This window comes from Rhizobium quercicola (assembly GCF_021168455.1).
In the GTDB taxonomy this organism is placed as follows: domain Bacteria; phylum Pseudomonadota; class Alphaproteobacteria; order Rhizobiales; family Rhizobiaceae; genus Ferranicluibacter; species Ferranicluibacter quercicola.
On the sequence record NZ_JAJOZR010000002.1, the window covers coordinates 59,618 to 70,706 of the forward strand.

Sequence of the window (11,089 nt, forward strand, 5' to 3'; positions counted from 1 at the left end):
CCTATCGCGATGCGCACTAGCGCAGGCGCGGCCTCAGGGCAACGATGGCGGCGGCCGTTTCCTCGATCGAGCGTCGCGTGACGTCGATGATCGGCCAGTTGTTGCGGGCGCAGAGCGCGCGGGCATATTTCAGTTCCTCGGCGATCGCTGCCCGATCCGTATAGTCCTGCCCGTGGAACCCGTGCGTGGTGCCGAGCACCCGGTGTTCGCGCACCTGAGAGACGCGATCCGCCGTCGCGATGAGGCACACGACCAGCGGCTTGGTCGCCTCCAGCAGCCGCTCCGGCAGGGGCACGCCCGGCACGATCGGAATGTTCGCGGTGCGGATGCCGCGATTGGCCAGATAGATGCTGGTCGGCGTCTTCGATGTGCGGCTGATGCCGATCAGGACGACGTCGGCATCGTTGAAATCGGCCGGAAGCTGGCCGTCGTCATGATCCATCGTGAAGTTCAGCGCGTCGATCCGCGCGAAATAATCGGCATCCATCACATGCTGGGCGCCGGACCGGCGCCGGGACGATGTGCCGAGATAGGTCTGGAACAGATCGATGATCGGTTCCAGCACGGACACGCAGGGCACGCCGATTTGCTGGCACTGGGCATTGATGATGTCGGAAAGCTCGCGATCGACGATCGTATAGAGAACGATGCCCGGGGCCGTGTCGATGGATTCGAGCACCTGCATCAGCTGCTTGCGATTGCGGATCAGCGGATAGACATGCTCCAGCGCATGATAGGTCTGGAATTGCGCCGCGGCTGCCCGGCCGGCTGCGATCAAGGTTTCCCCGGTCGAGTCGGAGATCAGATGCAGGTGGAAATAGTTTTTGTGATTGTCCACGCTATTCTCGGCCGCCTGTTGATGATGGTGGATAAGCGGAGCCTAGGGGTGAGCCTGCCCGGCAGGCAAGGGGAAAACCTCCGACTTATTCACAAAGAGGCCCGCGTCGGCGACATTTCCGGAGAGCTTGTGAAAAAGACTCGCGATGCGACCGATCGCCGCCGATCCTCAACAGGTCATCCACAGGCCAGGGAAACGTCGTTCGTTTGCCAAGTTGCTCGAATGACGGGATTTTTTCTGGTTGTTCCCTATATTGTTCCTGATGCGCCCTGTCCTTCTCCCATCACATCGGACGGAATGGGGTTCTGGGGACAAAGGACCGACAACCTTTAATCCTTGATAGTCACCGACTCTAAGAAATAGAAACCCTTAGATTCAAGATTCTATTTTAAGAGGGAAGCTGTGTGTGACGTCTGAAAACCGCAAGCTCGTCAGTGTTCTGAACGGAGAGACGCTGACCCCTCCGCCCCTCTGGCTGATGCGCCAGGCCGGGCGATATCTGCCAGAATATCGCGAGACGCGGGCGCGGGCCGGGAGCTTTCTCGATCTCTGCTATTCTCCCGACTTCGCCACGGAAGTGACCCTGCAGCCGATCCGGCGCTATGCGTTCGATGCGGCCATCCTGTTTTCCGATATCCTCGTCATTCCCGATGCCCTGAAGCGCAACGTCCGCTTCGAGGAGGGCAGCGGACCCAAACTCGATCCGATCGATGTCGACGGCATCGAGGCTCTCGATGGAAGACCGGTCGCCGATCATCTTCGTCCCGTGATCGAAACCGTGGCACGCTTGCGCCGGGAGCTTCCGACGGAAACGGCGCTGCTCGGCTTCTGCGGAGCGCCCTGGACGGTCGCGACCTACATGATTGCCGGGCACGGGACGCCGGACCAGGCGCCGGCGCGGCTGTTTGCCTATCGGCATCCGCAAGCCTTCGATGCGCTGCTGGCCCTGCTTGCCGAACTGTCCGCCGACTATCTGGTCGCCCAGCTCGACGCCGGCGCGGATGCGGTCCAGATCTTCGACTCCTGGGCCGGTGTTCTCGGGGAGGATACGTTCGAGCGTTTCGCGGTCGCGCCCGTTCGCCGGATCATCGACAGCGTGCGGGCCCGCCGGCCGGATGCAAAGATCATCGCCTTCGCCAAAGGCGCCGGCCTGTTGCTGAAGGACTATCGCCAGAAGACGCAGGCGGACGCGATCGGCCTCGACTGGTCGGTTCCCCTGTCGTTTGCGGCGGACCTGCAGAAGGAGGGCCCGGTACAGGGCAATCTCGATCCGATGCGGGTCGTTGCGGGGGGTAAGGCTCTGGAAGAGGGTATCGATCATATTCTGGACCGCCTCGGACAGGGACCGCTGATCTTCAATCTCGGCCATGGCATCACGCCGCAGGCGGATCCCGCCCATGTCGCCGATCTCGTGGCCCGTGTCAGGAGCCGCGTGTGAGCACCCCTGAGCGCGAGGAGGGGGGTACACGGCAGACCGATGCCCCGGCGGGCCGGAAATCGCGTGTGCGGGCCTTTGTGGCGCTTTCGGTTCTCGTCGCGATCGTCGCCGGACTGATCGTCTGGCAGCCGGCCGATCTCATCCTCTGGATCAAGGCGCTGCATGTCGTGGCCGTTATCTCCTGGATGGCCGGGCTGCTCTACATGCCGCGCCTGTTCATCTATCACACCGATGCTGAGCCGGGCTCGCAGACATCGGAGACCTTCAAGGTGATGGAGCAGCGGCTCCTGAAGGTGATCATGCGCCCGGCCATGATGATCACCTGGGTGCTCGGGCTTTATCTCGCTTGGAGCGTCTACGGTTTTCAGGGCGGCTGGCTTCACGCGAAGATCCTCGCCGTGATCCTGCTGACCGGCGTGCATGTGCACTATGCCGATGCCGTCGGTCGTTTTTCGCGCGATGGTACGCGACGCACGGCGCGCTACTGGCGTCTGATGAACGAGGTGCCGACCGTTCTGATGATCGTCATCGTGATCCTCGTCATCGTAAAGCCGTTTTGATCCATCACGGACATTTTAGCCTCTTGCACCGCGAGCCCCCTTGCGGTGCGGGCCGGAAGTCGCTAGCGTGTGACATCCCATCTTTCTGGCGCGCGTTAAAGTTCGAGTGGCTAGCCCCCTGCCGCTCCCTTGACCCACACAGCGCCAGCCCTTCCATTCCCTCTGCAAGTGTGATTTTCCTTCATGGCTGAAATGAAGCTCCAAGACCTCAAGAACAAATCTGCAACCGATCTTCTGGCGTTCGCCGAGTCGGTGGAGGTCGAAAACGCCAGCGTGATGCGCAAGCAGGAGCTGATGTTCGCCATCCTCAAGATGCTCGCGGCGCAAGACGTCGAGATCATCGGCGAAGGCGTCGTCGAGCTGCTCCAGGACGGTTTCGGCTTCCTGCGCTCCGCCAATGCCAACTATCTTCCCGGCCCCGACGATATCTACATCTCGCCCTCCCAGATCCGGCGCTTCTCGCTGAAGACGGGCGATACGGTCGAAGGCCCGATCCGGGGACCGAAGGAAGGCGAACGCTACTTCGCGCTTCTGAAGGTCAACACGATCAATTTCGAGGACCCGGAGAAGATCCGGCACAAGGTACACTTCGACAACCTGACGCCGCTCTATCCGAACGAACGCTTCAAGATGGAGCTCGAGGTTCCCACCTCCAAGGATCTTTCGCCGCGCGTGATGGATCTCGTCGCACCGCTCGGCAAGGGCCAGCGCGGCCTGATCGTCGCGCCGCCGCGCACCGGCAAGACCGTGCTCCTGCAGAACATCGCCCATTCGATCACCGCCAACCATCCGGAATGTTATCTGATCGTTCTCCTCATCGACGAGCGGCCGGAAGAAGTGACGGACATGCAGCGCTCGGTAAAGGGCGAGGTCGTTTCCTCCACCTTCGACGAACCGGCCACGCGCCACGTTCAGGTCGCCGAGATGGTGATCGAGAAGGCCAAGCGTCTGGTCGAGCACGGCCGTGACGTCGTCATCCTGCTCGATTCCATCACGCGCCTCGGCCGCGCCTACAATACGGTCGTGCCCTCTTCCGGCAAGGTTCTGACCGGCGGTGTGGATGCCAATGCCCTGCAGCGCCCGAAGCGCTTCTTCGGCGCGGCACGGAACATCGAGGAAGGCGGCTCGCTGACCATCGTCGCGACGGCGCTGATCGATACCGGCAGCCGCATGGACGAAGTCATCTTCGAAGAGTTCAAGGGAACGGGCAACTCCGAAATCGTGCTCGACCGGAAGGTTGCCGACAAGCGTATCTTCCCGGCGATGGACATTCTGAAGTCCGGTACCCGCAAGGAAGACCTGCTCGTGCCGCGTCAGGATCTTCAGAAGATCTTCGTGCTTCGTCGTATCCTCGCGCCCATGGGCACCACGGATGCGATCGAGTTCCTGATCGACAAGCTGAAGCAGACGAAGACGAACGGCGACTTCTTCGATTCCATGAACACCTGAGACCCACGGCTGCGCGCAAGCCCTGCGCCGCGTTGGACACCTTCCGAAAATCCCTGGCTTCCCCCAGGGATTTTTGCGTTTACCTCATAGGGCTCCTCCAAGGACGGTTCGAATGTCATCGGCGAGCGATACCATCTATTCCCTCTCCTCCGGAGGCCTGCCCTCCGGCGTCGCCGTTCTCCGGGTCAGCGGGCCATCGGCATCGACCGTTTGCGATGTTCTTTGCGGTGGCCCGGTTCCACCACGTGTCGCCGCGCTGCGAACGATTCGGTCCCGGAACGGAGAGATCATCGATCAGGGTCTGGTCCTCTCGTTTCCCGGTCCAGCCTCGTTCACGGGGGAAGACTGTGTCGAGCTTCAGGTCCACGGTGGACGGGCCGTGGTGGAGCGGCTTCTCGATGAGCTTGGGACGTTCCCGCATTTCCGCCATGCCGAAGCTGGCGAATTTTCGCGCAGGGCGTTCGCACAGGGGAAACTGGATCTCGTGGAGATCGAAGGTCTCGCCGACCTGATCTCGGCCGAGACGGAGATGCAACGGCGTCTTGCGAGCGAGCATGCCCGCGGCGGCGTCTCGCAGATCTATCAGGGTTGGGCGAAGCGTCTGACCCATGCCCGCGCGATGATCGAGGCGGAGCTCGACTTCGCGGACGAGGATGATGTTCCCGGCTCCGTCAGCGCGGCGATCTGGCGGGATATGGAACACCTAAGCAGAGAGATCAGTGACCATCTGGCGGGCGCGAGAACGGGGGCAATCATTCGGCATGGCTACCGTATCGTGATCTCCGGCCCTCCAAATGCCGGAAAATCGAGCTTGCTCAATGCCCTGGCCAAACAGGACATCGCCATCGTGACCGATATCGCGGGAACGACGCGGGATGTGCTGAGCGTCGATATTTCCTTAGCCGGATTCGTCGTGAAACTGTTCGACACCGCCGGTTTGCGGGAGACAGACGACTTGGTCGAGCGCGAAGGCATCCGCCGGGCCAAGGCGCTACAGGACGAGGCGGATCTCATCCTCTGCCTTTCCGATGCGCCACACGGTTTCATGCTCCCGGACGAGGGTGAGACCGAGATCCTTCGAGTGGCCACCAAGATTGATATTTCGCCCGAACTGTGGGATAGAACCGCTGCCGACGTGCTTGTCTCCGTCGAGACGCCGCAAGGCTTGGAAGCGCTGATTTCTGCGATCACGGAGCGGCTTCCCGACAGCGCGGCAGCTGACAGCTTTTCTGTTCCGTCCCGTCGACGGCATGGGGATCATCTGACGCAGTGCCTTGCTGCCCTGAATGAGGCGGCAAAGAGCGCTGATCTGGATCTCCAGTCGGAACAACTTCGTCGGGCCAGTGATGCCTTGGGGCGGATTACCGGCCGGATCGATGTCGAGGATCTGCTGGATGTGATTTTTTCGGAATTTTGCATCGGCAAGTAGTCTGCAACGCATGCGAGTCGTCCCGCACGTTTCACGTGAAACATTGAATCGGAATCGAAATGACCGTGATGTATGATGTCATCGTTGTTGGTGGCGGGCATGCCGGATGTGAGGCCGCGGCGGTGGCCGCCCGCTTGGGTGCCTCCGTAGCGCTCGTCACGCACCAGCGCCAGACGATCGGCGTGATGTCCTGCAACCCGGCCATCGGTGGACTGGGCAAGGGGCACCTTGTCCGCGAGATTGACGCGTTCGATGGATTGATGGGTCGTGTTGCTGACCGCGCAGGCATCCAGTTCCGACTGCTGAACCACAAGAAGGGTCCCGCCGTTCGTGGACCCCGGACACAGGCGGATCGGCGGCTCTACCGCGACGCCATGCAGGCGGAACTCGAAAGACTCTCATCGCTGACAGTGATCGAAGGCGATGTGGTCGATCTCGTCCTCAAGGGGTCGACCGTTGGCGGCGTGGTTCTTGCGACCGGACAGACCGTCACCTGTGGCGCTGTGGTTTTGACCACGGGGACTTTTCTCCGAGGCCTCATCCATATCGGTGACCGGAAGATCCCGGCGGGTCGTGTCGGCGAGGCACCGTCGGTTGGTTTGTCGAAGGTCCTTGAGGATCATCAGGTCGCACTGGGACGGTTGAAGACGGGAACACCGGCACGGCTGGACGGGCGCACGATCGGCTGGGACCGGATCGGACGGCAAGCCGCGGATGCAGAGCCAGTTCCTTTTTCCTTCATGACGGATCAGATTACCACGCGGCAGATCGACTGCGGCGTGACCCGCACGACGGATGCGACGCATCGGATCATCGAAGAGAACCTGCAGCGCTCTGCCATGTATTCGGGACAGATCTCGGGCGTCGGGCCACGCTATTGTCCATCCATCGAAGACAAGATCGTCAAGTTTGGCGAACGTGATGGGCACCAGATTTTTCTGGAGCCGGAAGGTCTCGATGATCACACCGTCTATCCGAACGGCATTTCCACCTCTCTTCCGGAAGAGGTTCAGTCTGCTTTTATCCGGACCATCCCTGGTCTGGAGACGGCAACGATCCTGCAGCCCGGCTATGCCATCGAATATGATCATGTCGATCCGCGCGAACTTTCTGCCAGCCTCGAGGTCCGAAAGATCCCGGGCCTGTTCCTTGCCGGCCAGATCAATGGGACGACGGGTTACGAAGAGGCGGGTGCTCAAGGCCTCGTCGCCGGCTTGAACGCAACGCGAAAGGTGGCCGGGCAGAGCGCACATCTCTTCTCTCGCACGGATTCCTATATCGGCGTCATGATCGATGACCTGATCACACGCGGTGTTGCCGAACCCTACCGGATGTTCACCTCTCGTGCGGAGTACCGTCTGTCTCTGCGGGCCGACAATGCCGACATGCGGCTGACACCGGCGGCGATCGCACTGGGTTGTGTCTCCCGCGCCCGGCGCGAGCGGTTTATGAACTGGGAGATGACCTTTGCGCGGTGGAAGGAGACGCTCCAGCAGCGCCTGTTGACGCCGAACGAAGCCGGCGCGCACGGCCTGAATCTGAACAAGGATGGACAGCGACGCTCGGCTTTTGATTTGCTCTCGCATGCCGATATCACGCTTGATCGCCTTTCGGCGATCTGGGGCGACCTTGCGGATATTTCGCCGCGCCTCGCGGAGGCCATCGAGATTGATGCGCATTACGCGGTCTATATGGATCGCCAGGCGGCCGATATCGTGCGGGCGCGCAAGGAAGAAGAGCGAACGATTCCGGACGACTTTGCCTATGCCGATCTCTCGGGCCTTTCGAACGAGCTCAAGCAGAAGCTGACCCGCATTCAACCGCGAAACTTCGCACAGCTTCAGGTGATCGATGGTATGACACCGTCGGCCGCCACGCTGATTCTGACCCATCTGCAGCGCTACGAGCGGCGTGATGCAGCACAAGGTGTACACTGATGGCGAGTCAGCCCACGGAATTGATCGGCTTGCGTGTTTCACGTGAAACGACCGAGCGGCTTGAACATTTTACACAGCTGTTCCTGAAATGGGCGAAGACGATGAATCTCGTTGCGCCGTCGACGTTGGGCGATGTCGGCAATAGGCACATCCGCGACAGCGCTCAGATCTATGCCCTCGCTCCCGGTCCGAAAACCTGGATCGATCTGGGCAGTGGCGGCGGCTTTCCCGGTGTCATCACCGCCATCCTTCTCGCCGAGACGGCCGGAGGATGGGTCCATCTTGTCGAAAGCAATCAGAAAAAAGCGGCCTTCCTCCGTGTCGCTCTTCAGGAAACAGGTGCCCGCGGATCAGTGCATGTTCTGCGCATTGAAGACGCGCCGGCGAAACTTCCCACCTGTGACGCGATCTCGGCACGGGCCGTCGCTGATCTCTCCCTGCTGTTGCAGTTCATCGAGCCCTGGATGGCAAGCGGCATGACGCGCGCTTTCTTCCACAAAGGCCGGGATTACGAGTCTGAGGTCGCGAAAGCGCGTGGCCGGTATGATGTCGATCTGGTAAAACACCAAAGCATTGTCGAGGCTGACTCCGTCATTCTCGAGATCACGCGGATGCAGCAGCTGAGCCAGGGCGCAGGAGCGATCAATGTCGCGCGATAAAAACCGGATTATTACGATCGCGAACCAGAAAGGTGGCGTTGGCAAGACGACGACCGCCATCAATCTTGCGACAGCCTTGGCCGCGATCGGGGAATCGGTCCTGATCATCGACCTCGATCCGCAGGGCAATGCAAGCACCGGACTTGGTATCCAGCGGCGTGATCGTCGCTTCTCGTCCTATGACCTGATGATGGGAACGCATACGATCGATACAATCGTTCATCCGACCGTCGTACCAAACCTGTCGATTATTCCCTCGACCATGGATCTTCTTGGTCTGGAGATGGAAATTTCCCGGCAGAGTGACCGCGTTTTTCGGCTGAAAAAGGCTTTGGGGACGCCAGAGGCTTTGGCTTACTCCTATATTCTGGTCGATTGCCCGCCCTCGTTCAACCTGTTGACCATGAACGCGATGGCTGCGGCCCATTCTGTGCTTGTGCCGCTCCAGTGCGAGTTCTTCGCACTGGAAGGGTTGAGCCAGTTGCTGGAAACGGTCGATCAGATCCGGCAGAGCGTTAATCCGCAGCTCGACATCCAGGGCATCGTGCTGACGATGTTCGATTCCCGGAACAATCTCGCCCAGCAGGTCGTCAGCGATGTTCGCACCCATTTGGGCGAAAAGGTTTACCATACGCTGATTCCGCGGAACGTCCGGGTCTCGGAAGCGCCGTCCTATGGAAAGCCTGCTATCCTTTACGATCTGAAATGTGCGGGAAGCCAGGCCTATCTGCAGCTCGCTTCGGAAGTGATTCAGCGCGAGCGTCAGCGGAAAGCTGCGGCCTGATCGATTCGGCTCCAGAACCATGAGGAGAACGCCATGAACGAAGATCCCGCACGGCGCCGTCTCGGACGCGGTCTCGCCGCCTTGATCGGGGAGATGGACCAGCCCATCGTCGCCGAATCCACGCCCGCACCAACCATCCCGGCCGATCGCCGCGTTCCGATCGAGCATGTCACGCGCAACCCGCGCAATCCTCGGCGGACCTTCGACGAGGCGGAATTGCAAGATCTCGCGAACTCTGTCCGCCAGCATGGCATCGTCCAGCCCGTCGTGGTTCGCACGGTGAATGGCGACCGGTTCGAGATCATCGCCGGCGAGCGGCGCTGGCGGGCAGCCCAGCTCGCCGGGTTCTCCGACATTCCGGTCATCGTTCGGGATGTCGACGATCGCACAGCGCTCGAAATCGCGATCGTCGAGAATGTGCAGCGTTCGGATCTCAATCCGCTGGAAGAGGCGATGGGCTACGAGCTGCTGATTGCCGACCACGGCTATACGCAGAACGACCTTGGCGAGATCATCGGCAAGAGCCGGAGCCACGTGGCCAACAGCCTCCGTCTCCTGAAGCTGCCGGAGCCGGTGCGCGATATGCTGTCGTCCGGGACGTTGTCCGCCGGCCATGCGCGCGCGCTCATCCCCACCTCCGACCCGACGACGCTGGCCCGCGCGATCATCGCCAAGGGCCTGTCCGTCCGCGATACAGAGAAGCTCGCCCAGAACGATATTCGCGCCCAGAACGATCCCACCTTCGGTACGAAGCCTCGTCCCGAAAAGGATGCGGATACCGTTGCGCTCGAACGCTCCCTGACCGACAGCCTCGGCCTCGAAGTCTCGGTCAATCACCGGGCAAGTGGCGGCCATCTGAAGATCAGCTACAAGACGCTGGAACAGCTCGAAGATATCTGCCGGCTGCTCGAGCGCCGCTGATCCACGCTCAAGCAAAGATCCGCGTTCAGGCTGAGCGCTGTCTGGCGGCCTGAAAGGCGATGGCGATCAGCGCCTGGCTCGCGATGTCGGCCTCCAGCGTCTGACGGCTGCGGCTTTGCAGGATCGCGTTCTGAAGCCGCTGCAGATCACGCCGGATCGCCGGCAGCCCCCAGGTCTTCAAGGCCGCTTCGATCAAGGGCTTTCGCCGGAAGTGGATGCCGCGGCCGAGTGTTGCGGTGACCTGCGAGGGTCCGAGACGCTTGGCGTCCATCTCCGCCCGCAGGATATCGAGCTGCTGAAACTGACGCAGGCAGCTTTGCAGCACAAGGAACATTGACGTTTTCGAGGCTTCCACCTTACGGAGCGATGTCATCAGGCGGTCCATGTCGCCCGAGAGAACCGCGTCCACGGCATCGTCCACGGAGGTGGAGCTGGCGTCGCCGATAATGTCCAGGACATGGCTTTCGTCGATCACCGGTTCGTCCCGGCAGTAGAGCGCAAGCTTGGCAATCTCGTAGCGTGAGGCCAGCCGGTCGGCGCCCAGGAGATCGCGGAGCGCCTCGCGAGCCGCCGGTGTGATGCGCAGGCCCGCAGCGCCCAGCTCCTTATCGATCAGGCCATTGATGGCTTTCACGTCGTCCGCATAGCAGGCAACCGAAAGGACGCTGCGCGCCGTTTCGCCGATCTTGCGGAGAGCCGTGCCCTTCTTCAAGTCGCCGGCTTCCACGATGACGAAGGCGTCGCGCGGCGGCTCCTCGGCAAGATAGGCCAGGCCCTCGCTCAGGGCCTTTTCGGTTCCCGAGGCCCGCACCCAGACGAGTTTGCCGCCCCCGAAGAGACCGAGGGCATTGGCCTCGTCGGCGAGCCTGCCGGGGGAAAGATCGCTGCCGTCCAGCTTGATCAGGGAAAAGGGATCGTCCAGCGCAATGCCGGTTTTCGCGGCGATCGCCGCAGCGCGTTCGGCCACCAGGCCGCGGTCGGGCCCGTAGAAAAGATAAAGCCGCTGGCTGGGCAGCGGCCTTTCCACGAAGCCGTCGAACTCGTGGGATTTGATCTCACTCATGCCGGCGCCGG

11 protein-coding genes are annotated in these 11,089 nt (G+C 61.3%); 9 read left to right on the plus strand and 2 right to left on the minus strand.

From position 1 onward, the window contains the following. Positions 1-16 precede the first annotated feature (16 nt). A complete protein-coding gene (locus LRX75_RS03830; protein WP_110730350.1) occupies positions 17-838 on the minus strand; it encodes a pyruvate, water dikinase regulatory protein in 822 nt (273 codons plus the stop codon). Between LRX75_RS03830 and LRX75_RS03835 the strand changes: the two genes are divergently transcribed. From LRX75_RS03835 to LRX75_RS03875, 9 genes are all read left to right on the plus strand, one after another. After that, a complete protein-coding gene (locus tag LRX75_RS03835) occupies positions 806-1,171 on the plus strand; it encodes a hypothetical protein (protein WP_231812086.1) in 366 nt (121 codons plus the stop codon). The two genes, LRX75_RS03830 and LRX75_RS03835, sit on opposite strands and share 33 nt — an antisense overlap. 73 nt (positions 1,172-1,244) lie before the next feature. Continuing rightward, complete coding sequence (gene hemE, locus LRX75_RS03840) at positions 1,245-2,276, plus strand: uroporphyrinogen decarboxylase (RefSeq protein WP_231812088.1); 1,032 nt, start codon at positions 1,245-1,247, stop codon at positions 2,274-2,276. Then, the gene (gene hemJ, locus LRX75_RS03845) at positions 2,273-2,836 is read left to right on the plus strand and encodes a protoporphyrinogen oxidase HemJ (RefSeq protein ID WP_231812090.1); all 564 of its coding nucleotides are present in this window, start codon (positions 2,273-2,275) and stop codon (positions 2,834-2,836) included. Before hemE ends, hemJ begins: the two co-directional genes overlap by 4 nt. A 183-nt stretch (positions 2,837-3,019) precedes the next feature. Further along, positions 3,020-4,285 (plus strand): transcription termination factor Rho, encoded by a 1,266-nt coding sequence (gene rho / locus LRX75_RS03850; RefSeq protein WP_092990171.1) that lies wholly within the window; start codon positions 3,020-3,022, stop codon positions 4,283-4,285. A 112-nt stretch (positions 4,286-4,397) separates the two neighbouring features. Continuing rightward, positions 4,398-5,714, plus strand: a complete 1,317-nt coding sequence (gene mnmE / locus LRX75_RS03855) for a tRNA uridine-5-carboxymethylaminomethyl(34) synthesis GTPase MnmE (protein ID WP_231812092.1) — start codon at positions 4,398-4,400, stop codon at positions 5,712-5,714. Between the two features lie 59 nt (positions 5,715-5,773). After that, positions 5,774-7,651: a tRNA uridine-5-carboxymethylaminomethyl(34) synthesis enzyme MnmG gene (gene mnmG / locus LRX75_RS03860; protein WP_231812094.1), complete on the plus strand. Its 1,878-nt coding sequence runs from the start codon at positions 5,774-5,776 to the stop codon at positions 7,649-7,651. Further along, positions 7,648-8,310, plus strand: coding sequence for a 16S rRNA (guanine(527)-N(7))-methyltransferase RsmG (locus LRX75_RS03865; RefSeq protein ID WP_420851150.1), 663 nt, complete (start codon positions 7,648-7,650; stop codon positions 8,308-8,310). The genes mnmG and LRX75_RS03865 overlap by 4 nt, the downstream gene beginning before the upstream one ends. Next, complete coding sequence (locus LRX75_RS03870) at positions 8,297-9,094, plus strand: ParA family protein (protein ID WP_231812096.1); 798 nt, start codon at positions 8,297-8,299, stop codon at positions 9,092-9,094. Before LRX75_RS03865 ends, LRX75_RS03870 begins: the two co-directional genes overlap by 14 nt. A 33-nt stretch (positions 9,095-9,127) precedes the next feature. Then, positions 9,128-10,015 (plus strand): ParB/RepB/Spo0J family partition protein, encoded by an 888-nt coding sequence (locus tag LRX75_RS03875; protein WP_231812097.1) that lies wholly within the window; start codon positions 9,128-9,130, stop codon positions 10,013-10,015. Positions 10,016-10,040: 25 nt separating this feature from the next. On the opposite strand, the gene holA is transcribed toward LRX75_RS03875, so the two are convergent. Next, positions 10,041-11,078: a DNA polymerase III subunit delta gene (gene holA / locus LRX75_RS03880; protein WP_231812098.1), complete on the minus strand. Its 1,038-nt coding sequence runs from the start codon at positions 11,076-11,078 to the stop codon at positions 10,041-10,043. Positions 11,079-11,089 lie beyond the last annotated feature (11 nt).

What these genes read in the sequence shown, in the direction of transcription:
- mnmE (WP_231812092.1), top strand. Translation starts at nt 4,398, where the DNA reads ATGTCATCGGCGAGCGATACCATCTATTCCCTCTCCTCCGGAGGCCTG.
- LRX75_RS03870 (WP_231812096.1), top strand. Translation starts at nt 8,297, where the DNA reads ATGTCGCGCGATAAAAACCGGATTATTACGATCGCGAACCAGAAAGGT.
- LRX75_RS03835 (WP_231812086.1), top strand. Translation starts at nt 806, where the DNA reads ATGCAGGTGGAAATAGTTTTTGTGATTGTCCACGCTATTCTCGGCCGC.
- LRX75_RS03875 (WP_231812097.1), top strand. Translation starts at nt 9,128, where the DNA reads ATGAACGAAGATCCCGCACGGCGCCGTCTCGGACGCGGTCTCGCCGCC.
- rho (WP_092990171.1), top strand. Translation starts at nt 3,020, where the DNA reads ATGGCTGAAATGAAGCTCCAAGACCTCAAGAACAAATCTGCAACCGAT.
- mnmG (WP_231812094.1), top strand. Translation starts at nt 5,774, where the DNA reads ATGACCGTGATGTATGATGTCATCGTTGTTGGTGGCGGGCATGCCGGA.
- holA (WP_231812098.1), bottom strand. Translation starts at nt 11,078, where the DNA reads ATGAGTGAGATCAAATCCCACGAGTTCGACGGCTTCGTGGAAAGGCCG.